19 protein-coding genes are annotated in these 24,741 nt (G+C 38.7%); 12 read left to right on the top strand and 7 right to left on the bottom strand.

Going from position 1 to position 24,741, the window contains the following annotated elements:
- Nucleotides 1-100: 100 nt before the first annotated feature.
- Nucleotides 101-1,450, top strand: coding sequence for an alpha-L-fucosidase (locus EYS08_RS13360; protein WP_131030514.1), 1,350 nt, complete (start codon nucleotides 101-103; stop codon nucleotides 1,448-1,450).
- Between the two features lie 201 nt (nucleotides 1,451-1,651).
- Here EYS08_RS13360 and cobA read toward each other — a convergent pair whose 3' ends face one another.
- Nucleotides 1,652-2,416 (bottom strand): uroporphyrinogen-III C-methyltransferase, encoded by a 765-nt coding sequence (gene cobA / locus EYS08_RS13355; protein ID WP_131030513.1) that lies wholly within the window; start codon nucleotides 2,414-2,416, stop codon nucleotides 1,652-1,654.
- A 252-nt stretch (nucleotides 2,417-2,668) separates the two neighbouring features.
- On the opposite strand from cobA, the gene nirB reads away from it, so the two are divergent.
- The 7 genes from nirB to EYS08_RS13320 all read left to right on the top strand — a co-directional run bounded on the left by nirB (nucleotide 2,669) and on the right by EYS08_RS13320 (nucleotide 13,261).
- Entirely contained in the window at nucleotides 2,669-5,182 is a 2,514-nt protein-coding gene (nirB, locus tag EYS08_RS13350; RefSeq protein ID WP_131030512.1) for a nitrite reductase large subunit NirB, read from the top strand.
- 37 nt (nucleotides 5,183-5,219) lie between these two features.
- Nucleotides 5,220-5,567 carry a nitrite reductase small subunit NirD gene (gene nirD, locus EYS08_RS13345; RefSeq protein ID WP_131030511.1) on the top strand — a complete coding sequence of 116 codons (348 nt, stop codon included), beginning with the start codon at nucleotides 5,220-5,222 and terminating at the stop codon, nucleotides 5,565-5,567.
- Nucleotides 5,568-5,627: 60 nt separating this feature from the next.
- The gene (locus EYS08_RS13340; RefSeq protein ID WP_244215951.1) at nucleotides 5,628-6,023 is read left to right on the top strand and encodes a hypothetical protein; all 396 of its coding nucleotides are present in this window, start codon (nucleotides 5,628-5,630) and stop codon (nucleotides 6,021-6,023) included.
- A gap of 37 nt (nucleotides 6,024-6,060) precedes the next feature.
- A complete protein-coding gene (locus EYS08_RS13335) occupies nucleotides 6,061-7,428 on the top strand; it encodes an MFS transporter (protein ID WP_131030510.1) in 1,368 nt (455 codons plus the stop codon).
- A gap of 42 nt (nucleotides 7,429-7,470) precedes the next feature.
- Nucleotides 7,471-11,019 carry a nitrate reductase gene (locus EYS08_RS13330; protein ID WP_131030509.1) on the top strand — a complete coding sequence of 1,183 codons (3,549 nt, stop codon included), beginning with the start codon at nucleotides 7,471-7,473 and terminating at the stop codon, nucleotides 11,017-11,019.
- A 253-nt stretch (nucleotides 11,020-11,272) separates the two neighbouring features.
- Nucleotides 11,273-11,776: a nitrate reductase associated protein gene (locus tag EYS08_RS13325; protein WP_208745854.1), complete on the top strand. Its 504-nt coding sequence runs from the start codon at nucleotides 11,273-11,275 to the stop codon at nucleotides 11,774-11,776.
- A gap of 3 nt (nucleotides 11,777-11,779) precedes the next feature.
- Nucleotides 11,780-13,261, top strand: coding sequence for a rubredoxin (locus EYS08_RS13320; protein WP_131030508.1), 1,482 nt, complete (start codon nucleotides 11,780-11,782; stop codon nucleotides 13,259-13,261).
- A 70-nt stretch (nucleotides 13,262-13,331) separates the two neighbouring features.
- Here EYS08_RS13320 and EYS08_RS13315 read toward each other — a convergent pair whose 3' ends face one another.
- Nucleotides 13,332-13,916: a molybdenum cofactor guanylyltransferase gene (locus EYS08_RS13315; protein WP_131030507.1), complete on the bottom strand. Its 585-nt coding sequence runs from the start codon at nucleotides 13,914-13,916 to the stop codon at nucleotides 13,332-13,334.
- Nucleotides 13,917-13,948: 32 nt separating this feature from the next.
- Nucleotides 13,949-14,632 (bottom strand): Crp/Fnr family transcriptional regulator, encoded by a 684-nt coding sequence (locus tag EYS08_RS13310; protein WP_131030506.1) that lies wholly within the window; start codon nucleotides 14,630-14,632, stop codon nucleotides 13,949-13,951.
- Between the two features lie 198 nt (nucleotides 14,633-14,830).
- Between EYS08_RS13310 and EYS08_RS13305 the strand changes: the two genes are divergently transcribed.
- Entirely contained in the window at nucleotides 14,831-15,031 is a 201-nt protein-coding gene (locus EYS08_RS13305; RefSeq protein WP_029276036.1) for a hypothetical protein, read from the top strand.
- 60 nt (nucleotides 15,032-15,091) lie between these two features.
- On the opposite strand, the gene EYS08_RS13300 is transcribed toward EYS08_RS13305, so the two are convergent.
- The 3 genes from EYS08_RS13300 to EYS08_RS13290 are packed head-to-tail and all read right to left on the bottom strand — an operon-like array spanning nucleotide 15,092 to nucleotide 20,071.
- Nucleotides 15,092-16,396 (bottom strand): PepSY-associated TM helix domain-containing protein, encoded by a 1,305-nt coding sequence (locus tag EYS08_RS13300; RefSeq protein ID WP_131030505.1) that lies wholly within the window; start codon nucleotides 16,394-16,396, stop codon nucleotides 15,092-15,094.
- Between the two features lie 40 nt (nucleotides 16,397-16,436).
- Nucleotides 16,437-17,684 carry a DUF4374 domain-containing protein gene (locus EYS08_RS13295; RefSeq protein WP_131030504.1) on the bottom strand — a complete coding sequence of 416 codons (1,248 nt, stop codon included), beginning with the start codon at nucleotides 17,682-17,684 and terminating at the stop codon, nucleotides 16,437-16,439.
- A gap of 29 nt (nucleotides 17,685-17,713) precedes the next feature.
- On the bottom strand, nucleotides 17,714-20,071 hold the full coding sequence (locus EYS08_RS13290; protein WP_131030503.1) for a TonB-dependent receptor: 2,358 nt from the start codon (nucleotides 20,069-20,071) through the stop codon (nucleotides 17,714-17,716).
- A 272-nt stretch (nucleotides 20,072-20,343) separates the two neighbouring features.
- Between EYS08_RS13290 and EYS08_RS13285 the strand changes: the two genes are divergently transcribed.
- The gene (locus EYS08_RS13285; protein ID WP_131030502.1) at nucleotides 20,344-20,925 is read left to right on the top strand and encodes a DUF4142 domain-containing protein; all 582 of its coding nucleotides are present in this window, start codon (nucleotides 20,344-20,346) and stop codon (nucleotides 20,923-20,925) included.
- A gap of 110 nt (nucleotides 20,926-21,035) precedes the next feature.
- Here the strand turns inward: EYS08_RS13285 and EYS08_RS13280 are convergent, their stop codons facing one another.
- A complete protein-coding gene (locus EYS08_RS13280; protein WP_244215950.1) occupies nucleotides 21,036-21,713 on the bottom strand; it encodes a competence protein CoiA family protein in 678 nt (225 codons plus the stop codon).
- A gap of 171 nt (nucleotides 21,714-21,884) precedes the next feature.
- On the opposite strand from EYS08_RS13280, the gene EYS08_RS13275 reads away from it, so the two are divergent.
- Together EYS08_RS13275 and pta are read left to right on the top strand one after the other, a co-directional pair.
- Nucleotides 21,885-22,103: a DUF6965 family protein gene (locus tag EYS08_RS13275; protein WP_131030501.1), complete on the top strand. Its 219-nt coding sequence runs from the start codon at nucleotides 21,885-21,887 to the stop codon at nucleotides 22,101-22,103.
- 550 nt (nucleotides 22,104-22,653) lie between these two features.
- Nucleotides 22,654-24,741, top strand: a complete 2,088-nt coding sequence (gene pta, locus EYS08_RS13270; RefSeq protein WP_131030500.1) for a phosphate acetyltransferase — start codon at nucleotides 22,654-22,656, stop codon at nucleotides 24,739-24,741.

Genomic DNA, 24,741 nt, shown 5'->3' with positions numbered 1-24,741 from the left:
TAAACCAATTTAACTTAATATTTTGCTCATATTCGACCATTTTACAAGGATATACCTCACTAAATTAGCCCATTATATACTAACCAAAAGAAACCGAAAAATGAGAAAAACAATTTTATCAGCTTTGTTCATACTGGGCTTAACCTTACCTGGCTTTGCTCAAAAAAGATTGGGCAATGAAACAGCTGCCCAAAAAACCAAAAGAATGGAATGGTGGACGGATGCCCGCTTCGGCATGTTTATCCATTGGGGCCTGTATGCATTACCAGCCCGTCATGAGTGGGTAAGAAATTACGAACACATTACCAACGAAAACTATCAGAAATACTTTGACCAGTTTAATCCTGATTTATTTAACCCAAAAAAATGGGCCAGAGAAGCTAAAGAAGCAGGTATGAAATATGCCGTATTAACCACCAAACACCATGAAGGCTTTACTTTATTTGATAGTAAATTCACTGATTATAAGGCAACCAATACACAAGCCAAAAGAGATTTGGTTAAAGAATTTGTTGAGGCTTTCCGTGCCGAGGGTATAAAAGTAGGCTTTTATTATTCGCTGATTGATTGGCACCACCCCGATTTTCCTGTTGACAAGCATCACCCCTTAAGGCCCAACAATGATAATGAAGATGAATATACAGCGCTGAACAAGAACCGGGATATAGCCAAATACCGCAAGTACCTATACGATCAGGTAACCGAATTACTTACTAAATACGGCAAAATCGACATTCTTTGGGCAGATTTCTCTTATCCGGGCAAACATGGTAAAGGTCGTGATGATTGGGGCTCGGTAGCACTACTTAAGCAGATCAGAAAACTGCAGCCACAAATTATTGTAGATAACCGTTTGGATCTTAATGATTACGAAGATGGTACAGATTTCGAAACACCTGAACAGGTTAGTCCAAAGGAATTAGAAAAATACCGTGGCAAAGTTTGGGAAACCTGCCAAACCTTTTCAGGCTCGTGGGGATATCACCGTGATGAAAACACCTGGAAAAGCAACAGGAAGTTATTAGATCTGTTGATTACTTCAGTAGCCAATGGAGGAAATTTATTGTTAAATGTTGGGCCCACTGCGCGTGGTGAGTTTGATAACAGAGCAAACATTGCTTTAGATAGCCTAGGCCTTTGGATGCACGCCAATTCGAAATCTATTTACCACTGTACTTTTGCGCCAACCGAATTTAAAGCGCCTGAGGGAGTAAAACTCACTTACAATAACGACACCAAAAAACTGTATGTGCATTTGTTTGAATATCCAAATACAGGCTACATTACGCTGGACGGATATAAAGACAAGGCAAAATATGCGCAGTTTTTACATGACAACTCTGAAATACAGATTGATGCTCAAAAATCGACTGGGAATAGTTTGGTATTAAAACTACCGAAGAAAAAACCCGACTTCGAAATCCCTGTAATCGAATTGACCTTAAATTAATCTACCCATATTAATTATTGGCCTGCAAGTTAAACCTTGCGGGCTATTTTATTGATAACATTCAGACAGTTAATCTATTTGGCTGACCATTAAGATTTAAGGGAGTTAAGATTTTAGTTATCGCGTATGCAATCAACCGTGAATCTATAAACTATTAATCAATGCAGTAATGATCAAGGACAAATGAACTAATGGACCCTTCTACGCTGATAAAAGTTCTCCTTGATTTAAATTCGCATAAGCTTTAGCCTGCACTACATTACCTATAATAATAATAGCAGGGTAAGTTAAGCCCGCTTGTTCAGCAGATTCCTGTAAATTTCGCACTGAACATACCACTTGTTTTTGATTGGGCAAGGTAGCATGCTGAATAACTGCCGCAGGCATATCACCTAAACCTGCATCACAATAAGCTTTAGAGATTTCGCCAACTTTTTTCATACCCATATATATAACAACTGTAGCCGAGCTTTTCATGGCACACTTTAAATCATTGGTTAAACTTCCGTCCTTCTTGGTTCCGGTAAGGATCCAAACACTTTCACTAATGCCACGGTGTGTTAAAGGAACATCAATAAAACCTGCGCCCTGCATACTACTTATACCTGGAATGTAATGACATTTGATGCCTCTAGCCTCCGCATAAATCAATTCTTCGAAGCCTCTGCCAAAAATAAAGGGATCTCCACCCTTTAAACGCACCACAACTTGATAATTTTGGGCATTTTCGACAATTAATTCGTTTATTTTCTCTTGTGGCGTGTATTTTCCATAAGGTTGCTTACCAACATAGATCATTTTACAATTTTTCGGCGCAATTTCTAGCAATTTTTCATTACTTAAGTTATCATATAAAATAACTTCTGCTCTTTTTAGCACATTAAAAGCTTTCATAGTGATCAATTCAGGATCTCCAGGACCTCCACCCATTATAAAAAGTCCAAAATCGTTAGTTTTTTGATTCATAATTTTAATGATTTAACTATTTAAACATAAAAGTGATGAAAATTTATTAAAAAATTAAATTTTTTATGATAAAAATCACACAACAACAACTTTTAATTGAATTATAACCTATATTTGAATATCAAAAATCATATAAATATTAAAACATGTATTTTTGAATCGATTATTACCAACAAAAAACAACAAAACAAATAATCCGAAACAAAAAACAACAAACAAAAACCAACAAAACATAAAATACCTTTAAGATTTATGAAAGAACCACAAATAATCGTAATAGGAAATGGAATGGTGGGATATAAATTCTGCGAAAAGCTAAGATCAAAAACCTCTTCTTTTAATCTTATCGTTTTTGGCGAAGAACCCCGCAGAGCATATGACCGTGTTCATTTAAGTGAATATTTTAACGGAAAAACTGCTGATGATCTTTCTCTTTCTACTGAAAACTGGTATCAAGAGCAAAATATTACCCTTTTCCTAAATAATCCAATCGTTAAAATAGATCGCGAACTTCAAAAAGTTTACACCGCCATTGGACTTGATTATCATTACGATATTCTTGTTTTTGCAACCGGCTCGGGCGCTTTCGTTCCCAATATCCCTGGCATCGAGAAAGAAGGTGTTTTTGTTTACCGTACCATTGAAGATCTTGACCTGATTAGCGGTTATGCCAAAAAAGCCAAAACAGCTTCGGTTATCGGCGGTGGCTTACTGGGATTGGAAGCCGCTAAGGCATTGATAGATCTGGGTATCGAAAGAACGAGCATTATCGAATTTGCACCGCGTTTAATGCCAAGACAAATTGATACTGCAGGTAGCGATATGCTTAAATCTAAACTCGCAGATCTTGGTTTACAGATCCACTTAAATAAAAACACTACAAGTATTGAAGGCGATGGCCGTATTACCGCATTAAAATTTAGCGATGATACGGCTTTAGATGTAGATATGCTGGTTATATCTGCTGGTATAAAACCACGTGATGAACTGGCAAAGGCCTGCGGTATCGAGGTTGGTCCGCGTGGCGGAATTGTTGTTGATCAAAAAATGCAGACCAACGATCCAGCTATTTTTGCCATCGGCGAATGCGCTTTGTACGATGGAATGATTTATGGATTAATTGCTCCTGGTTACGAAATGGCCGAAGTATTGGCTACAAACCTTTGCGAAGGTGATAAAACCTTCACAGGGTTTGATATGAGTACTAAACTGAAGCTGATCGGTATCGATGTGGCCAGTTTTGGTGATAATTTCATTACCGAACCCGATTGCCGCACCATCATCTTCGAAAACAAACACAAAGGCGTTTATAAAAGAATAAATGTTAGTAATGACGGGCAATACCTTTTAGGAGGTATATTAATTGGAGATGCAACAGCTTACAACCTGCTGTTGCAGACCTCTAATAACCGGATTGTATTACCAGAAAACCCCGAAGAACTTATTCTGGGTGCACGCGGAGGAAGCGAACCTGCTGGCGGAGCCGGAATTACAGGTTTACCAGACGGTGCATTGATCTGCAGCTGTGAGGGTGTTAGCAAGGGTGATATCTGTTCTGCAGTTGCTGATGGCTCTTGCGAAAACATCGACGATCTTAAAAAATGCACCAAAGCAGGCACAGGTTGCGGCGGCTGTTTACCAATGGTTAAAGACTTGATGACTTACACCTTAAAATCACAAGGTAAGTATATAAAAAATGTAATATGCGAACACTTTAACTATAGCAGACAAGAACTTTTTGACCTTATCCATATCCACGAACTAAAAAGTTATGATGAAGTATTGGATGCTTTAGGCAAAAATGACGGTTGTGAGGTATGTAAGCCATTAGTGTCATCACTCCTAGCTAGCCTTTGGAACGAAATGATCCTTAAAAAAGGAAATGATGTAGCCCAAGATAGTAACGACCGTTTTCTGGCCAACATTCAAAAAGGCGGCTCATACTCAGTGGTACCAAGGGTTCCGGGTGGCGAAATTACACCCGATAAATTGATAGTAATTGGCGAAGTAGCTAAAAAATATAACCTCTACACCAAAATTACCGGAGGTCAGCGTATTGATCTGTTTGGCGCACACCTTAACGACCTTCCTATTATCTGGGAGGAATTAATTGCGGCAGGTTTTGAAAGTGGACATGCATACGGAAAAGGATTAAGAACAGTTAAAAGCTGTGTAGGCAGTACCTGGTGCAGATTTGGCTTGCATGACAGTGTAAGTTTTGCTATCCGGATCGAAGAAAGATACAGAGGTATCCGCGCACCGCACAAGTTCAAATCAGCTGTAAGTGGCTGTATCAGAGAATGTGCAGAAGCACAGAGTAAAGACTTCGGCATTATTGCTACCGAAAAAGGCTGGAACCTGTATGTATGTGGTAATGGAGGTAGCAAACCGCAACATGCCCTTTTACTGGCAACAGACTTAGATAGTGAAACCTGTATTAAGTACATCGATAGATTTTTGATGTTTTACATCCGCACTGCCGATCCGCTTACCAGAACAGCAACCTGGCTGAACAAAATGGAAGGTGGAATAGATTACCTGCGGAATGTAATCATTAACGATAGTTTAGGAATGGCCGCCCAATGGGAAAACGAAATTGAAAACTTAATTGCCTCTTACAAATGTGAATGGAAGGAAGCTGTAGAAAATCCTGCGATCAGAAAACGTTTCTCTCATTTTGTAAATGCACCAGAAGACAAAGATCCAACTATAGAATTTGTTGAGATGCGCGGACAAAAAAGAACCGCCGAATGGAAAACAGTTTAATAAATAATCTTTACAAACCTTATAAAACCCAAAAATTATGACTGAACAATCAAATTGGCTAGCAGCCTGCCGAGTCGAGGATGCCATTGAGAACGGTGGCGTTTGCGTAAAACATGGTGAAGATCAGATTGCACTTTTCTATTTCACCAGAAGAAATGAGTGGTACGCCACACAAAATGAATGTCCGCATAAAAAGCAGATGGCATTAAGCCGTGGAATGATTGGATCTACTACCGATGAACCTAAGGTAGCCTGCCCTTTCCACAAAAAAACATTCTCATTGAGCACTGGCGAATGTTTAAGCGGCGATGAATGCGCAATAAAAACCTATCCTGTAAAGATAGAAAACGGAACTGTTTACATTGGTACAACGCCAAAATCTTAACCTGACCCAGTAAGATTTAAACTTTTTCTGATTAAAAAATTTAACCCAAACCAAACCGACATGAAGATTCCTAATTATGTAGCCGCAACAGGCTGCCTTGCACTTACCTTGTTCTTTTTTTCAGCTAAATCGCAAACTAAAGCCGTTTTATTCGATGGTACTATCGTTGCCGGATATGTTGATCATGGTGCTTTTATAAACTGCACAGGTCCTAGCATTAAATTCAGCAAAAAACCTTACACCGTTTTATTGGGATTGTTACCCAGTTTAAGAATCAAAGAAGATAAAGTTGCCGCCGGAGCGCCAAAAAATGCAGCCCTCACGCCTAACCTTGGTTTTGGCTTAACAACGGTATTTCGCCATGTAGCCCTACAGGTACCGCTATACTACAACCCTAAAACCGCAGTTAAAAATGGCGAGTGGAATGTTGGCGTAGGCTTAGGCTATAAATTTTAAAAGAACCATTTATTTATTTACGCTTAAACAGACCGTTATGACACTAAACTCCATTACTAAACCGCTAGATAAATTAAATATATTTTCGCTCAAAGGTGTTCAGATGAAAACCTTTCACATCACCTGGCTAACTTTCTTCTTTTGCTTTTTTGCCTGGTTCGGCATGGCCCCCTTAATGAAAATTGCAAGAGAGCAATTACACCTTACCAAAGATCAGGTGGGCAACATTCAGATTGCATCTGTATCAGCCACCATAATTGCCCGTTTACTGATCGGACGACTAATTGATAAATTTGGCCCCAAACTCATTTACACCTGGCTTTTGGTACTGTGTGCCATTCCCGTTTTATTGATCGGAACCAGTAATTCTTATACCTCCTTTTTGCTTTTCCGCTTAGCCATTGGCGTAATCGGAGCATCGTTTGTAATTACCCAATTCCACACCTCCATTATGTTTGCTCCGAACATTAAAGGAACCGCAAATGCAACAGCAGGTGGCTTTGGCAATGCAGGTGGTGGTGCGGCCAATTTATTTATGCCATTAATTGCCTCTGGCATTACCGCTCTGGGCTTTTGTAGCACTGAAGACAGCTGGCGTTACGCTATGATTTTCCCTGGTGTAATGCTTTTAGTATGTGCATTTTTATATCACCGTTATACTTTGGATAGCCCACAGGGAGATTTTAAGGATTTAAAAGACGAAAACATAAAAAGCACCAAAAACACATTTTTAATCGCCGCAAAGGATTACCGTACCTGGATTTTAACCATTGCCTACGCTGCCTGTTTTGGTGTAGAAATAACGGTTGATAACTTCGCACCGATCTTTTTTACCGATTCATTCGGCGCAACAATTGCCATAGCCGGAATGGTTGCAGGTATTTTTGGCTGGATCAATGTTTTTGCCAGACCATTGGGTGGAATTGTTGCTGATAAAATCGGCAAAACCTGGGGATTTGATGGCAAAACACTTTTACTTGCACTATTGCTTTTGATAGAAGGAATCGGCCTGATCTGGTTCGCAAAATCGGGAAATATCGGAATGGCCATTTTTATGATGTTCGTTTTCGGTTTAAGTTTAAAAATGGCCAACGGAGCAACGTACAGCCTTGTTCCTTTCATTAATCCACTTGCAGTTGGTAGTGTAGCAGGTATTGTAGGTGCTGGTGGAAATATCGGTGCCATGCTTATCGCATTTATGTTTAAAGCCAAAGCTGGTCATGCGACTAAAAATGTAATCGAAAATGGGCATACTATTCAAAAAGACCTGATCGATTATACCAGTGCATTTACTTTTCTCGGTTTTATTATTCTCGGAATTGGCATTGCTGTATTTATTTTCAGAACCATTATGGCACAGAAAAGTGCAGAAATAGAAGATCTTGTACTTACACCGAGCAAATAGTTACACCAAAAGTAAAAATCTACCTACAATACCGTTGATCATTTGAAAGAAGAAAAGAACATATCGCTAAATAATACAACAACATGCTGCTATTGCGGGGTGGGTTGTGGTATTGTGGTAAATAAAGATATCCATGAGCGGATAACAGTTGAAGGAGACAAAAACCACCCTGTAAACAAAGGTATGTTGTGCAGTAAAGGTATGAATCTTCATTACACGGCGAATGACAAAAGCGACAGGCTGCTTTACCCCGAAATGCGCTATAACAAAAACATGCCCCTCCAAAGGGTAAGCTGGGATACTGCACTAGAAAGAACAGCAGCCGTTTTTAAAGCACTGATTAAAAAACATGGCCCCGATAGCGTAGCTTTTTATGCAAGCGGACAGTGTTTAACGGAAGAATATTATGTAGTAAACAAATTGATTAAAGGTTTTATCGGTAGCAATAATATCGATACCAACAGCCGCTTATGTATGAGCAGTGCGGTTGTTGGTTATAAAATGAGCTTAGGTGAAGATACTGTGCCCATTAGTTACGATGATATTGAAATTGCCGATTGTATTTTTGTTGCGGGTGCAAATCCAGCATGGTGCCATCCTATCCTTTGGCGCCGTGTTGAAGCCGCAAGGCAAAAAAATCCAGACCTAAAGATCATTGTCAGTGATCCGCGAAAAACGCAGACCTGCTCGCTTGCCGATGTTCATCTACAGCTCAATCCAGGCACTGATATTACCCTTCACCACGCCATTGGCAGATGTTTAATTGAAAATGGAAAAATCGACGCTGATTTTATCATCAACAGCACCAACGGCTATGAAAAATACCAAGCTACCGTTTTCGAAACCTCACTGGCCGAAGCAGCAGTTATTTGCGGCATCAAAGAAAGTGATATCCGTTTGGCTGCATCTTACATCGGCAATGCAAAAGGTTTCATCAGCATGTGGACCATGGGGCTTAACCAAAGTGTGGTGGGTACCAACAAAAACCTTTCATTAATTAACCTAAACCTGATTACCGGCCATATTGGCAAACCCGGAAGCGGACCTTTTTCACTTACCGGGCAACCAAATGCCATGGGCGGACGAGAAGTTGGTGGTTTAAGCAATTTATTGCCAGCACATCGAGTTTTAGCCAACGAAAGTCACCGGAATGAGGTCGAAAAATTTTGGCAGATCCCATTGGGTACCATTCAATCCAAACCGGGCTTAACTGCAACCGAAATGTTCGATGAACTGAATACTGGAAAACTCAAAGCGGTATGGATTTTATGCACCAATCCATTGATCAGCCTGCCAGATGTTCGTGTAGCCGAAGAAGGATTAAAGAAAGCAAGATTTGTAGTTGTTCAGGACATTAGCAACAAAGTAGAAACTTTAAAATACGCTGATGTGGTTTTACCTGCAGCTGCCTGGGTAGAAAAAGAGGGCACCATGACCAATGCAGGCCGCTATATTTCTTATCTCAGTAAAGTAACCGAAGCACCTGGAGAAGCCTTAGCAGATTCGGAAATTATCTGCAGGTTTGCAAAAAAAATGGGCTATCACGGTTTTGATTTCAAAGGTGCTTCCGAAATATACAACGAGCATGCAGCACTTACCGAAGGTACCAACATTGATATCAGCGGACTTAATTATGAAATTTTAAAAGAAAAAAGAGCCGTTCAATGGCCTTATCCGAAGCAAGAAAAAGCATTTGGAACAGCCAGGTTATTTACCGATCACCAGTTTTACACACCAGATAAAAAAGCCAATATTTTATCATTTGATGATCAAAACCAATCGGAAGCTTTAACACCAGAACGTCCATTGATTTTAACCACCGGAAGAATCAGAGATCAATGGCATACCCGAAGCAAAACAGGCAAGGTAAATAAACTGAACCAACATATTAGTGAATCTTTTTTAGAGATCAACCCAATTGATGCTGAAGTTCGGAACATTAAAGACAATGATATTATCGAGATTTCCAGTTTACGTGGAAATGTTCGTGTAAAGGCAAAATTTTCGGAAGATATTAAACCCGGAGTGGTTTTTATGCCTATGCACTGGGGCAAAATCTTAAAAAGTGATCTAAACCGGGTGAATAACCTAACCAATAACCTGGTTGACCCACTAAGCAAAGAACCCGATTTTAAATTTAGTGCTGTAGAAGTAAAATTATATCAAAAAGCCCGACAAAAGATCATTGTTATTGGTGCGGGCGCTGGTGCCTGTGGTTTTGTTAAAAGTTACAGGGCTTTAAATACCGAAGATGATATTGAGATCTTTAGCAAAGAGAATTTCCCTTTTTACAACAGGGTACTTCTCCCCGATTATATTATTGGCACTTTACCATGGCATAACCTCATTAAAATGAGCGATAGTGAGGAAACCGATTATAGAATTAAGCTGCACCGTGGACTAGGTATCGAAAAGATCAACAAAGAAAATAAAACCGTTATCGATAGTAATGGAGAAACCCACCGTTACGATGTTCTGCTCCTGGCAACCGGAAGCAGGGCTTTTGTGCTTAAAGATATCCCGAAACTAAACGGTATATTTACCATGCGCAGCCGTAACGATGCCGACAGTTTTAAAAAACATGTGGATACTACAAATGGAAAAGTAGTGATTGTTGGCGGTGGTTTATTGGGAATCGAATTGGCTACATCTTTGGCCGAAACAGGATCAAAAGTGACCATTATCCAACGGATATCGAGATTAATGGGTCGCCAGTTGGATGCATTAGGCAGTCAATTACTACATGAAGAACTGATCAGCAAAGGCATTGAGGTTTTTTACAATGATGAAGTAGACCGGATTATCGGAGAAAAAAGCATTTCGGGCATCCGTTTAAAAAGTGGTTTATTGATCGATTGTGAATCTTTAGTAATTGCCATAGGTACTGTTCCGAATACTGAACTGATTAAAGAAGCAGGCATAGAATGTAAAAGAGGTGTTGTGGTTGATGAATACCTGAGAACCACCGAAAAACACATTTATGCCATTGGCGAAATTGCCGAATTTAAAGGTCAGATGTACGGCATTACCGCAGCAGCAGAGCAACAGGCCGAAATAGTGGCGAGATTTCTTTGCGGAGATATTGCTAAATTTTATCAGGGCAGCCTGCTCATGAATATCCTTAAAATGCACAGTTTAGAGCTCTGCTCTTTAGGCTTGGCCGAAATACCAAACAATGACCCCACTTACGAGGAAATTGTTTTTATTGATAAAGCCAAACGCTACTATAAAAAATGTATTGTACACAACGATAAATTGGTTGGGGCCATATTAATTGGCGATAAAAGTGAGTTTTTGGAGTTCCGCAACCTGATCGAAAATAAAATGGAGTTGAGTGAAAAACGGCTTCAATTGTTAAGGAGTGGCAAAATAGCAGAACCTATTATCGGCAAAACCGTATGTAGCTGCAACAATGTGGGCGAAGGCAACCTGATCAACAAAATTAAAGATGGCTGTAAAGATCATTTGCAGCTTTGCCAGTTAACTGGCGCTGGAATGGGTTGTGGCAGTTGCAGGCCCGAGGTAAAAGCCATATTAGATTCTTTTGTAAATGTATTAAAAACGGAACCTAAACCTGCTTTAGCAGAATAATGATAAGTTTTGGTGGTCAGGTCATCCTGAGAAATAAGTTTTGGAAAAACATTGGAGTTGAGGTGACAGGGTGTGGCTTATCGTCATTCCCAACTTGATTGGGAACCACGGAGTGCTCATGAATGCCTCTGAATAAAAGGAAAACTTATGAATAATCGTAATGCCTCGATAGGTTTTGTAGGTTGCATTAAGATTCCCGCCTGCGCGGGAATGACGACAGATTGCTAAGGAATATTTAAAATTAAACAAAGTGATGAAAGTAAAACTTGGTCCTTCAGAATTTAAAAACCTAAAAGGGATTGAATATTTTAAGTTCGAAGAAGATTTTATTGAAGAAAATGTGCGTTGCATCCCGATGATCGTACGTTTTAAGATGGATGCCGCAGGAATAAAACTAAAATTGGCAGAATGGAGCAAATTTCATCCATCAGAAAGAATCCAACTGGCCTTATTACCGGTTTCAACTCAGGAACAAACAGATAAGTACCATCAATTTCTGATTGGCTTAATTACAAAATATACCGGAAACCAAGCCACAACACTGGCTATTGATCCACTGCCCGACTGGGGAAACCTACATCAAATCCCAACGATGTTAAAAGAAAAGGCGACAGAATTAGCTTTACAGCTTTCCATAAACCAGTGGCGAAAACTCACTAATATCCAAAGGTTCGCGCTTTTAAAATTATGCAGACCAGGGCACGAAAACAAAAATTTCCCAAAGGCTGTAGTTGAATTTGGACTTCTAAATAGCTAAACCATGTATCAAACCATCATCATTAACTTTCCAGGCGGAATCATATCACCGGGCAACCTGTATAACATTCTGGTTGCGGCAACAAAAGCGCGGATCCAATATGTTCGTTTTGGCCTCCGCCAGCAGTTATTGATTGATACTACAACCTACAATATTGCCATATTTACGGGCGAAATGGATAAACTTGGGATCGATTATGAAGTAGACACCAATAATTTCCCGAATATTATCAGTTCTTATCCTGCTGAGGAGATTTTTATCCGCAAAACCTGGCTTACTGAAGGGGTGTACAAAGATGTTTTAGACGACATCGATTTTAAACCTTCAGTAAAGGTAAATATCTGCGATAGCGACCAAAGTTTTACCCCCATGTTAACGGGTAACATCAACTGGATTGCCTCTTCACAATCCGAACATTATTGGCATTTGATTATCCGCTTTCCAAAAACCAATGTAACTTATGAGTGGAATCAGCTTTGTTATACCAACCATATTGCGCAGGTTACCAAAGCGCTGGAGGGTATTATCAAAAACAATCAGTCACAGTTTGTAGATAATCCACAAGCCAATGGTGAAGCGCTCTTTGCACTTTTAGATCAGGACAATTTTATTCTTAAACAAGCAGAAAGCACCGTATCCCTATCTTCATTTAACCTACCTTATTACGAAGGCTTAAACCGGTATAACAACAAATATTGGTTGGGCATTTACAGGCGCGATGAATTGTTCAGCATTCCATTTTTAAAGAAACTCTGTCAGCTTTGTTTAGATACCAAACTCGGTCAGTTGTGCTGTACATCATGGAAAACAATTATTATAAAAGGAATTGATGAAAAAGACAAAAACCTCTGGAATGGCTTGCTCGAAGAATTTGAGATCAATATGCGGCATGCGGCCAACGAACTTAACTTTCAGGTAGAAGATAATTGTAACGAAGGTTTAGCATTAAAAAATTTCCTTGTTAAACATTTAAGCATTGATGATACCAGGACGTTTGGAATCTGCTTTGGCATTAAAACGCGTAAAAAAAGTGAAGTTTTTAGTAGTATCCTGATCCAAAAACGTCACCTCATTAATTTACTGGGCATAAAACTGTTACCCGTTTACGATATCCTTTGTGCTAAGGATTTTAATCCCAACGAGCGTACCGGCGAAATTTTTAGCAGGAGTAATCCTAGCTTTTTATTACCGGAACAAGTAAGACGTTCGATATTTAAATTTTACAAATACCGTTTAAATGCGATTAAAACAGGTAATCAAAAACAGAGCTTTCAAACTGAAGAAGCGATAAAAAAAGACGGCGAGTTTTTATACCAGTGCAACAATTGTTTAACAGTATATAACGAACGCATTGGCGAAATTGAAAACAACATTAACCCAGGTACGGCATTTAAAGATTTACCCGAAGGTTACTGTTGTGTGCTTTGTGAAGGAGAGAAAGAGAATTTTACTAAGATTGATCAATCAGTATTACAGCTTTTGTAAATCAATAGAAATCTATTATAGATCTCTCTTGAAAGTTCGCGACTATGCTTCAGGAAATGATGCTAATCACTTATAAGCCGTTTATTTCTGCATGGGAGTTAAAGTTACTGAAATAACGATAATCCTGGTCCTCAATGGCAATTTCGCAAACTCGCAAATTACTTAAAACGTACTTCATGCTGTGTTTGGCCAAACCATTGGTTTGAAGCAGGTGTACAATTTTTTTCAAACCTTCAACTTTATAAATACCGCACAATGGTTCTTGCTGACCATCTTTGGTAAAAATATAAGCCTCGAAAGCATCATCAGCTTTAACTGAATAAATTAGCTTTTCCAACAATCTGATTTCCATCAACAACATATCGCAAGCCAATAAAAACAAATCTTCTTCTGGATTTGATAAGTAAGCAGAAAGCACCCCCAATAATGGTCCTCTAACATCAAGTGAGGGATCGTCTACAATTAACTGTTTATTCCCAAAATAACCTGCATAGGTTTCTTGCTGCAATGGATTAACTGAAAACTTTACCTGGAGATTAAGCGAGTTTAACTTATCGAACGCTACCTGCGCCCATAGTTTATCCTGATGGCTGAGTAAGCCTTTATCGGTGCCCATACGCAAGCTCTGTCCACCACATAAAACGATTCCCAACATATAATTTTAATTTATTTGCTACTCAAGTCTGTTTATTTGCTACTCAAGTCTGTCAATCCAGCTTCGTTTAAAATACCAATTTGCTTTCCTTTTACAATTATTAACTTTTCTGCTAACAGCTCGTTCATGGTCCTAAAAACGGTTTCGTAAGTGGCACCGGTAAAAGCAGCCAGATCCTGACGGCTAAGTGCTAAATTTAAAAATCCTTCGTCATCTAATCCAAACTGATCTCTCAATCCTAAAATAGCCACGGCAAGCCTTCCTTTAACCGACATTAAAGCTAAATTACGCATTTTCTTTTCTGAAGCATGTAATTCATCGGCATAAAACATCAACAAACCATAGGCAAATTCCTGGTTTACTTTTATGGTGGTTTTAAAAAAATCGATATCTACAAAACAAAGTTTGGTGGTTTCTAAAGCAGTTGCAGATATTGGATAGGTAGAAATACTGCTGCTGATTCCCCTATGTCCAATTATGGCTCCATCGTTTGCAAAACGTAAAATCAACTCTTTGTCGCCCCATTGTTTATGTACTTTTACGTTACCCGAAGTAACAAAATAAACACCACTAACCTGATCGCCCTCTTTGATAATTACTTCCCCTTTTTTAGCGATAAAATTTCGTTTATGGCTCTCGATAGCTGGATGCCATTCTTTTAAAGTGAGCTGGCACATAAAACAGGTTTTAAGATCGCAATTATTATTTTTCTTCATATTTTATTGGGGATGTTGGGTAAAAATAGCAAATCATTGCACAATTATTGGGTATTGTAAACAAATTCGGTGATTCTTCACTATTGTTGAAAATTTTATAAGAATAAAACTCATTGAAAGAGAACACTTAGCATTTTTTACAGGCATTCTTATTGCAAAGAAGTTTAAAGATATGCCATCAAATCATAATTTTGTGTTATGGCAAATACAAACGTTAGAAAATCAATCCAGAATAAGATCGAATCATTAGGTAAGGAAATCGAAAGCTTACAGGCAGAACTTAAAAGATGGGAAAAAATTGCAGCTGATTATGAAACCAACTCAGAAAGTATTGATTTGATTTTATCGATACAATTACCTGAAAAACCAGAACCAAAAACTAAAAAGGTAAAATTGTAAGGTATTAAAATATGAAAACCCAGACAATGTCCGGGTTTTCAATTAATCATATCTTGAATATTAATCCTGTTCTATAACTTCCACTTTTTTTATTGGAATTTTAGCTCTTGGCTTAAAACCAGCAGGCTTATTATTACCTTCTGTTAAAATGGGCACTTTCTTAACGGCTTTTTTCTTGAATTTTCGACCATACCAGATCAGAAAGCCGGTTATAGGTAAACTTGCGCCTATTAGTGACGCCAAAAAAGCCATCACTTTACCTGGGAAACCCAAAATACTCCCCACATGGATATCGTAATTCATTTTGCGAAGTTTACCGCCAAAACCAGCTTCTTCGTAAGCAATAGCATAAACACCTTCGCGTTTAAATTCTTTTAAAGTATGCTGATCGAAGGTATAGCCCTGGTTATTGTAAAACTGACCTGTATTGGGATAAACTGTAATGTTGATCGTGGCCTTTGCTTTTGAAGTATCGGGAAAATTATAGTAAAAGCCCTGCGATTTTGGATGGCGGCTAATTACTTTTTGCCAGGCCAGATCCATTGCTTTTTGAGGCGTGTAGAATTTTCCAACAGCTAAAGAATCTGATTCCAGACGTTGGAAATCACCTAATTTATTACCTCCAGAAGTTACCCAATATAAACCTTCGCTGTACCATTTAATGCCATAAACCATTCCGGTTAAAGCAATAAAAAGCAAAAAAATTAAAGAATAAAAGCCAAGTACATTGTGAAAATCGAGGTTTACCCTTTTAAATGAGGCGCCCCATTTAATTTTGAAACTCTTATCGCGTGTAGATCTGTTCCATTTTTTTGGATACCACCATATTAATCCTGTAATTAACAAAACAACAAATATCATGGTTCCGTAGTTTACAATTGGTCTTCCGATGACATAAGGTAACCACAAGAAACGGTGACCGTTGAGGATAAACCTAAAAAAATCGACCTCTCCTTTTTTATGTACCACTTTGCTGATTACCTCTCCTGTATAAGGATTAATTTTTAAACTGGTTCCTCCTCCGCGTCGTCCTTCATCCTTTTTTCCCCTTAAATTTAAACTGATTGCCCTTCCCTGCTGGTATTGTGCATACGAAGGAATCTTTTCAGGGTAAAGCTTAAACGCAATGGCACTCAGTTGCGATGGTGTAATCACAGGTTTATCCTGCTTTTCAATTTTGGTTTCAGGTTCCAACAAACCTGTAATTTCTTCATTAAAAACCCAGATACAGCCCGTTATGCAAACGATAAGAACAATGACACCCGATATTAGGCCAAGCCAGAGGTGAAGCCATTTATTGATTCTGTTAAATAGCGAATCTTTATTTTTTTTCTTTGCTGGAATAGTTTTGTTTACCGTTGCCATTGTTCTGTTTTGCCTAGTTTTTGGAGTGAGAATTTTGTTGTTATTTTAAATGCTGAACAGCAGTAATTACTCCGCCTTCTACTTTTAAGCCTCTTGTAGCCGTTGCTGTAGCAGCATCAATTTTATACACATAGCTTGTACCATCACTTAAATTGAAGCCGAGGTAAGCCAACTTTCCATCTTTTGGCGTATAGTTATTGGTGGTGATGCTAGAGATAGCAGTTTCGGCAGGAAGCCCGGTAACTTTTTTGAAGGTTTTATCAACTACATTTAATACACCTATGGTTTTACCTACTGTGTAAGCGCCTTTGTTGGCTTTTAGTATTGCATTTACAATAAAATTATTACCACCGATATAAATCCAATTGGTAATTACATAGCCACCAGATACAGATTCAAAATCAAGAAAATAAGTTAAATCGAATTCTGTTGTGCCTGCTTTGATTTTGGTAATTGCTGAAGGTTTGGTAGAGGTTATTTTCGAATCTGTAAGCACGTCAGTAGTTTCAGTATTATCGTCAACAGCCACAGAGCTCGAAAATGCATAAACATCTCCATTTTCTACTACGCCCAATCCATCAGTAAAATATCTTCCTATAAAACTTGTGCGGTCATCTTTAATCACTTTCTCTAATTTCATCTCCGGATAAGAATAAACGGCTATCCAGGCGGTATTAGGGTATTTTGTCCAGAACCTGCTGCCGTTGATACAGAAAAACGGCGCATATACTTTATTTCCTACCTGTTTAATCCAGCTAAAGTGCGCGATTTCTCCATTGTTTGCAGGAGCTGTGGCATCTAATGTTCCTTCTCCAGAGATTAAAAGGCTATTGGTATTTACTTTATACCAGCTTGCTGTTGGAGCGGCTAGATTTCTTGGGATTTTAATCAATAACAGATCGTCGTTAACTGGCGCAAAAGCCTGAACGGTTTCAGTCTGAAAATTAGAAACCTTATTTAGTTTACCGGCTAAAATATTGTAGGTAGTTACCGCACCTGGATTTCCCTGCCCGTAAAGCATGCTGAAAAACTTATTGTTGTGCGTAACATAATAGCGGTAAGTTCCATCTTGTTCTACTCCGTTTCCAGCGGTAGAGATTGTGCCTTTATCCAGATCACTGGCAGTAAGCAAATAATCGGCAACACCTGTAGAAGCTACTGGTGTAACGGCGAGGATAAAGTTTCCTGGATTTTCCGGAACACTTTCGCCTTCTTCTTTTTTTGAACACGAGGTAAGTACTGCAGCGAATGCTAAAGCTATAAACGCTTTGGTAAAGTTTGTTTTCATATTACTTTTTTATGTATTAATTATTGATTTTAATTGATGAAATATCTCAGGTTTAGATAGAAAGCCCTACCTGGTTTTTGAAGGCTAAAATTATCGAAGAGGTCGGCATTGGTGATATTTTTGGCTTCCAATCCAATATTGTAGCGACCTTGCATTAAGCTGTACACTAAGTTTAAATCGTGGTTGAATTGTTGTGGAATCACTTTTTTATCGCCAACTGCGCCCTGACTCGGCCAGTACAGCCAAAATGCATGCACATATAACAAGTTGTAACCAATAGATAGATTATTGCCTTTACGGCCTACATCTTTTAAAGAAACCGAAACATCTCCATTGCCATACAGGTATGGAATGTTGGGCATCTGATCCAGGTACACATTGCTGACATTGGTGAATTTTTCGCCCGTACTTGGATTAACTTCGTATTTCTGAAGGTTTTTAAGGTTCTGGTAAGTAACTGTTGTACCAATACTTAACCAGTTTTTATATGAATACCTGATTTCGGCATCACCACCTATTGTTCTTACCCCATCGCGGTTATCGGCAACAAGTTTCGATTGATTTTGGTTCAATCTGTTATAGATAAAATTGGTTGCATTACGGTAAATACCATTAGCCGTAAAAGAGAAATTATGCTCCCTGTTTATAGAGAAACCGTAGCTAAGGCCTAAATTAAAATTGTCGCTTTTTTCGGGTTTTAAACTTGGGTTGGCATCCTGGTTTTCTACATCACCAAAAATCTCCTGAGCCTCAGGCATCCGGTTGGTAAGCTCGTAGGAAGCTTTTAACTGCGTGTTCCGGTTAATAAAATAAGTAGCTGCAGCGCCGTAGCCCAGCCTATCGATACTATTTTTACCAGCAGTGCTGCCACTTCCGTTAACATTGCCCTGATTGATATATTTCCCGAAAACTGTTGCGCTCCATCGATCTTTTACATCGAAATTATAACCTAGCCCAAGAACATTTTTATTGGTTTTCTTTGGCCTTTCGTAATCTGCATTGGTAGGATTTAATTCATCACTACCTTTTCTGTTAAAAGTAGTAAATACATTACTTACCGCTACCGATTGATTGTCGTCTATTTTGTAGTTCAACATGGTTGTTGCCAAGCCATTGTTGTTTTTGTATTTGTACAAACTCCTGGAGCGTTCACCATTTGTTCCATTCGGTTTACTGTTTCCGTACCAGTCGTACCTAACATTTAAAGTATCTATATTCTGCTCATTACCTAAATTGTAGTTGGCATTAATGGTTACATCTAAACCTTTGATCAGGTTTTCTTTCTTGTATTTTAAGCTAGGCATTAAGATGTTACCCCTTCGGTGCCAGCCTCCGAAAACCGAAACCATCCTGGCGCCGGTTTGTATTTCTTTATAATTCTGACCAACGGTAATCCCAAACAACAGTTTATCCGCATAACTTTTATCCACCACGCCCACATTAGCGATTAAAGTTTCGTTGTGATATTTATCGTTAAACCTCCTTAAAGATGCCATGGGCGCATAAGCTCCGGTATAAATATCAGAGGCTTCTACATTTACCTTATAATCGTTATCTGAATAATTCTGGAAGGCATTTAATTGAAAAGTTAAGCCGTTGGTTGAAGTAACTGCCGAGTTGATTACGCTTCTGTGTGTATTAAATGATCCAAATGAATAGGAAGCATCAACATAATTGCGGTAACGATCGCCGGTTACAATGTTAATGGCACCACCTAAAGCATCAGATCCCAACCACATCGGCACTACACCTTTATACACTTCGATTCTATCGGCAATATTGATGGGAATGTTGTTGATCTGGAAAGATGATCCAAAATTATCCATTGGGATACCATCAATAAAATACCTCACATGGTTACCAGAAAAACCATTTAGTGAAAGGTTAAAGTTTGATCCAGCCCCACCCGATTCTCTTACACGAATACCCGCTACCCGATCTAAAGCACCAGAAATATCGAGTGTAGTGTTATAAAGTTTTTTGGCATCAACAGAAGTTACGTTAAAAGCTTGCCGGTTAACTTCCTGATTGGCCGTTCTCCCAATTACATTAACGGTTTCCATCTGTTCAGAAGATTCTGACAAACTAAAATTGAAAGTACCGAACTGACCATCAGCTAAATCGATCTCTTTTTTCTGTGTTTTAAAACCAATTGCAGATACCTGTATGGTGTATTTACCCATAGGAATATTTGAGAGTTTAAAATTTCCACTTGGGTCTGTTAATGTACCGTAATTGGTTTTGTGGATTTTAATGGTAGCCCCGGGAAGTGGATTTCCATCATTGGATTTGATTTGTCCTGAGATGCTCGACAATCGATTTTGGGCAGAAGTAAAAATTACACAGGCACATAACATGCCCAATAGCAAAATTTTCTTAATTTGCATGGCTTTTAATGGAGATTAAAGGTGAGCCGGATTTCCGGTTTAGCCACACGGGTCCGAACCGTGTGGCATTTTTGTTTTCGGCAAATATAGCCTCTATTTAGATCAAGTCCAAATAAGAATTATTAAATTTTAAACCTTGTTCAGCACTTTTACTACAAAAATCAGCTTACTCAACTGAGCATCTGCCATTTACGGACATCAGATTATTTTAAAAGCTTAAAACCCTTTTAGTTTAAAACATGTTTATGTAGATACAACTAAAAACAAAGCATATGAAAAAGTTAATTTATGTATTCGCCATTTCTGCATTGGTATTTCAGGCCTGCAATGGGGGAAACAAGGATGCCAAAGAAAGTGCCGATAGTTTAAACGTGGCTAAAGACAGTTCAACCAATGCTGTTGCCACCGGAGGAATTGCAGTAGATGAAGCTGATGCGAAGTTTACTACACAGGCAGCGGTTGGTGGTATGGCTGAAGTAGAACTAGGAAAACTGGCCCTCGAAAAAAGCAGTAATCCGCAGGTTAAAGAATTTGCAACCATGATGGTAAAAGACCACGGCATGGCAAACACCGAATTAATGGCCATTGCGAAACAAAAAAACATTACACTGCCAAGCACTGTAGACGATGAGCACAAGAAAAAAATGGATGACCTGAGCAAAAAATCAGGTGCAGATTTTGACAAAGCTTATGTTGATGCCATGGTGAGTGGGCATAAATCTACACTAAAATTAATGGAAGATGAATTAAGGGATGCTAAAGATGCAGATCTTAAGGCATTTGCGACTAAAACCGCACCAATAGTTCAAAGCCATTTGGTGATGATCAACAAAATTAACGATAGCATGAAATAATGCGGTTTAGCGTATTAAATTTCTTAGATAAAGAGATTTAATACGCTACTTTTTTTAGTCACTTCTGACCTTATTCTTAATTACCGGATTTATTTTCTCGAAGGTTATGATTAAAGCTCCGGCGGGGTATGCCAATCGATAAAGGCTTTCCTACTTAACATTTTCAGGTATGGATAATTTCCATTTAATTGTTTACGCTGTTTTAGCTCATATAAAAAATGCCCGCCTAAGTCTACAATAATTTTTGCGGTAGCTAAATACCATACACTATGTGGCTGTTTCCAACAAAAAGAATAAAGGTTTGAGGTGAATTTAATGCCCTGAAGTTCAGGATGGTAAAAATTAAGTATTTTTGGATCGGGCAGCCCCTGCATCACCTCTGATTTCCTGACCATCGAAAGGTGATCGGAATGGCAAAACTCGTAATCCTTTAGCTTTGGGTCATCTACATCAGGCAAATGTTTCAATATTTTAAATCCTTTAAATTTTTTGCCATTCAGTACCCATATTAAATTTGGATAAAATGCCTCCCTGCTATTAAGCTCGGCCAATGCGATCGGAGAATTTTGAAACTCAATAGTATAGCCGGATGGGGTAAATACATCAGCGCGGTGAATATCTGTATTTGCTGCATCATAAAAAGCAACTTCTCTAAATGATGGCGGGAAAGCCAGTTTCCAATCTCGGTGCCATGCGGTCTCCTTTCGGCAATATTCTTTTTTAAGTGAAGAAATATCCTGAATCATATCTGAAGGGAGGATATCTTTTTTCATTTCACTATAGTTCATTCTCTTTCAATGTGATTAGAACACTAAAACAATTAATTAGGGAAAACAAATTTAAACTAAAATTTTTAGCACATACAATTTTTAAAAATAATTATGATTGAGCATTAGACAGATACCACCTGTCAAAAAAAATAATTCCATCTGCTCAAAATAGAATGATAACTTTGCAGTATGACCATCCAAGAAATACAGCAGCTAGAAGATTTTTTTACCCAGGCAGGAAAGCAAGAGGTTCCAATTTATCTGAATCAGGCTACCGTAATTACCGATTATGGCCATTTTCTGGAAAGTCATTTTATGCCTTTAAAGCTTAATCCTGATGCAAAAGTGAACCTACCACTTATACACAGGCTAAAAATGTTAAAGTTATTGATTGAATCAAATGCGTAACCACTATTCAGTTTAGTTGTTACAGCTCCAATATTGGTAAGAAGGGGCCAATTTGAATCGCAACACTGTTAAAGTTATTGATTGAATCAAATGCGTAACCACTATTCAGTTTAGTTGTTACAGCTCCAATATTGGTAAGAAGGGGCCAATTTGAATCGCAACACAAGTAATCGAAACACTTACTATCGATTAAACTGGTCTTTCGACAGGCTATCATTGACAGAATCCAATAGAATAGTCGTCATGCCCGCGCAGGCGGGAATCTTAAAGCGCTTGCATTTACGATTATTCATAAGTTTTCCTTTTTTCAGAGGCATTCATGAGCACTCCGTGGTTCCCAATCAAGTTGGGAATGACGAACCGCCAAAATAGGTTATCCAACTCCTTTGTTTTCGGTTAAATACTAACTATTTATGTTTATGACTGTTGGAATAGCTGACTCCGGTTTTTTAATCAGGCAATTAAAAACTTAACCTCTTTTAGTTTTTAAAATAGATATTTCCAACTATATTGGGCGTGATTGGTTATTTCTATACATTGATCCTTATTTATGACTAAAAATATATTCATTGCTTCGGCCGAGCCCTATACCGGAAAATCAGTAATTGCTTTCGGAATGATCAATATGTTATTGGCAAAAACGCAAAAAGTAGGTTATTTTAAACCCATTATTGCGCAAGACGATCAGAATAAAAAAGATGAACATGTAGAAGCCATGTTGGATTATTTCTCACTGCCTGTTAAATATGAGGATGCTTTTGCCTTTACCCGGCAAGAAATGCTGCATCAAGCAGAAGATAGTGGAGCAATTATCAATACCATTATCAGTAAATATAAAAAACTGGAAGATAATTACGATTTCACGGTAATTGAAGGCAGCGATTTTTTAGGCGAAGGCATGGCATTTGAGTTCGAATCGAATGCCTTAATGGCTAAAAACTTGGGAGCACCTGTTTTAATAGTGGTATCGGGAAAGAACAAAACAGCAAGTCAGCTTTTTAAATCGGCCATCAACATTTACCGTAACTTCCTGCTGCGAGATGTACAGGTATTAGGCGTAGTGGCCAATATGGTGAATCCAGAGGAGGCAGACCGCATTAAACAAGCTTTAACCAATCAATTGCCTGCCGAATTACTTATTGCCGTTATTCCAACTGAAACAGGCTTGCAAAGTCCAACAATGAAAGAAATTACATTGGCACTAGGTGGTGAGGTTCTTTTTGGATCTGAATTATTGGATAACCAGGTTGATAATTTTGTGACAGGCGCCATGATGCTTCCTAATTTTTTAAGGCACATAAAAGATAACCTGCTGATTGTTACCCCCGGCGATCGTGGCGATATTATTATTGGCGCACTTCAGGCCAACTTATCAGCCAATTACCCAAAAATTGCAGGCATTGTTTTAACCGCAGGCAGTTTACCAGACGAACCGATTATTAAATTGATTGAAGGTTTACAAACCATTATTCCAATAATAGCGGTTAAAAAGGGAACTTTCGAAACCACTACAACCATTGGTAGTATCCACTCCAAAATTACAATCGAAAACAAAAAGAAAATTGCAGTCGCAATAGAGCTTTTCGAAAAATATGTTGACATTAAAGCACTTGATGATAAAATCATCACATTCAGCTATCAGGGAATTACCCCGCACATGTTTCAGTACCAACTGGTTAAATGGGCCAAACGCGATAAAAAACATATTGTTTTACCAGAAGGAAACGACGAACGCATTTTAAAAGCAGTAGAGAAACTCATCACCCAGGACATTGTAGACATCACACTCTTGGGCGATCCGACCGAAATTACCAACACGATTAAAAGACTTGGATTAAATCTGGATCCCAACACTTTAAAAATACATAACCCAGGCCAATCGGCTCATTATAACGATTATGTAGACACTTTGCACGAACTACGCAAAGCCAAGAATGTAAATCTCGAAATGGCCAGGGATATGATGACCGATGTTTCTTATTTTGGAACCATGATGGTTTATAAAGGTGATGCCGATGGGATGGTTTCGGGTGCAGTTCATACCACTCAGCACACCATCAGGCCTGCTTTACAGTTTGTTAAAACCAAGCCGGGTGTATCGGTGGTTTCATCCATTTTCTTTATGTGCTTGCCAGAGCGTGTGGCCATATTTGGCGATTGCGCAGTTAACCCCAATCCTACTGCCCAGCAATTAGCGGAAATTGCAATTTCCTCTGCAGAAAGCAGTGCTAAATTTGGCATTGAGCCGCGCATTGCTATGTTATCTTATTCTTCTGGGACATCAGGAGAAGGTGAAGATGTAGAACGCGTAAGAGAAGCTACCGCAATAGTGAAAGCAAAACATCCGGAATTAAAAATAGAAGGGCCGATACAGTATGATGCCGCAGTAGACCCACTTGTAGGTAAACAAAAACTACCGGGATCTGAGGTGGCAGGTAGAGCAAGTGTATTGATCTTCCCCGATCTAAATACCGGAAATAACACCTATAAAGCGGTACAGCGCGAAACCGGTGCACTGGCTATCGGCCCAATGTTGCAGGGCTTAAATAAACCAATAAACGATTTAAGCCGTGGTTGTACTGTAGATGATATTTTTAATACCGTTGTAATTACAGCAATCCAATGTCAAGATATTTAA

It is taken from the genome of Pedobacter kyonggii (assembly GCF_004310665.1).
Lineage (GTDB): Bacteria > Bacteroidota > Bacteroidia > Sphingobacteriales > Sphingobacteriaceae > Pedobacter > Pedobacter kyonggii.
This window is presented reverse-complemented; position numbering and strand designations above follow the sequence as displayed.

Coding starts and splice junctions, on each gene's coding strand:
- EYS08_RS13360 (WP_131030514.1), top strand. CDS start 101: ATGAGAAAAACAATTTTATCAGCTTTGTTCATACTGGGCTTAACCTTA.
- cobA (WP_131030513.1), bottom strand. CDS start 2,416: ATGAATCAAAAAACTAACGATTTTGGACTTTTTATAATGGGTGGAGGT.
- nirB (WP_131030512.1), top strand. CDS start 2,669: ATGAAAGAACCACAAATAATCGTAATAGGAAATGGAATGGTGGGATAT.
- nirD (WP_131030511.1), top strand. CDS start 5,220: ATGACTGAACAATCAAATTGGCTAGCAGCCTGCCGAGTCGAGGATGCC.
- EYS08_RS13340 (WP_244215951.1), top strand. CDS start 5,628: ATGAAGATTCCTAATTATGTAGCCGCAACAGGCTGCCTTGCACTTACC.
- EYS08_RS13335 (WP_131030510.1), top strand. CDS start 6,061: ATGACACTAAACTCCATTACTAAACCGCTAGATAAATTAAATATATTT.
- EYS08_RS13325 (WP_208745854.1), top strand. CDS start 11,273: ATGAAAGTAAAACTTGGTCCTTCAGAATTTAAAAACCTAAAAGGGATT.
- EYS08_RS13320 (WP_131030508.1), top strand. CDS start 11,780: ATGTATCAAACCATCATCATTAACTTTCCAGGCGGAATCATATCACCG.
- EYS08_RS13315 (WP_131030507.1), bottom strand. CDS start 13,916: ATGTTGGGAATCGTTTTATGTGGTGGACAGAGCTTGCGTATGGGCACC.
- EYS08_RS13310 (WP_131030506.1), bottom strand. CDS start 14,632: ATGAAGAAAAATAATAATTGCGATCTTAAAACCTGTTTTATGTGCCAG.
- EYS08_RS13305 (WP_029276036.1), top strand. CDS start 14,831: ATGGCAAATACAAACGTTAGAAAATCAATCCAGAATAAGATCGAATCA.
- EYS08_RS13300 (WP_131030505.1), bottom strand. CDS start 16,396: ATGGCAACGGTAAACAAAACTATTCCAGCAAAGAAAAAAAATAAAGAT.
- EYS08_RS13295 (WP_131030504.1), bottom strand. CDS start 17,684: ATGAAAACAAACTTTACCAAAGCGTTTATAGCTTTAGCATTCGCTGCA.
- EYS08_RS13290 (WP_131030503.1), bottom strand. CDS start 20,071: ATGCAAATTAAGAAAATTTTGCTATTGGGCATGTTATGTGCCTGTGTA.
- EYS08_RS13285 (WP_131030502.1), top strand. CDS start 20,344: ATGAAAAAGTTAATTTATGTATTCGCCATTTCTGCATTGGTATTTCAG.
- EYS08_RS13280 (WP_244215950.1), bottom strand. CDS start 21,713: ATGAACTATAGTGAAATGAAAAAAGATATCCTCCCTTCAGATATGATT.
- EYS08_RS13275 (WP_131030501.1), top strand. CDS start 21,885: ATGACCATCCAAGAAATACAGCAGCTAGAAGATTTTTTTACCCAGGCA.
- pta (WP_131030500.1), top strand. CDS start 22,654: ATGACTAAAAATATATTCATTGCTTCGGCCGAGCCCTATACCGGAAAA.